A 335-nucleotide genomic window follows, 5' to 3' on the forward strand; every position below is an offset into this window, starting at 1 on the left:
TTTGGGTAGAGCTTTAGAGACCCCACTAAGGATCACATCCCTATCTTTCAACATAAAAAAAACAAGCATCGGTACAACAACAAGGTAGATTAGTGCGGTAACGACCACAGGCAGGCTGGCGAGAGAATTGGACAACACCCACTGCACAATTTCCGCCGAGCCCTCAGAGAGCTGCTCATAAGCGATCGTAATCTCGTCCCCCCTAAACATACCTGGCAGCTGCGTTTGTAGATCTTCCGCATGTCGTCGCAAAACGCTCAAGATGCGAGGAAAATCATTGAGAAGAGATTCCAATTGAGAATACGCCTTGGGGAGCACTGCGAAGAACAATGCAA

Annotated in this window: 1 protein-coding gene; it reads right to left on the reverse strand. The window is 48.1% G+C overall.

Features of this window, described 5'->3' with window-relative positions; translation table 11 throughout:
• A partial coding sequence (locus A3751_RS19345; RefSeq protein WP_255376102.1) for an AI-2E family transporter occupies positions 1 to 318 on the reverse strand: 318 nt, incomplete at its 3' end.
• Between the last annotated feature and the right edge of the window lie 17 nt (positions 319 to 335).

The organism is Oleiphilus sp. HI0080 (assembly GCF_001635135.1).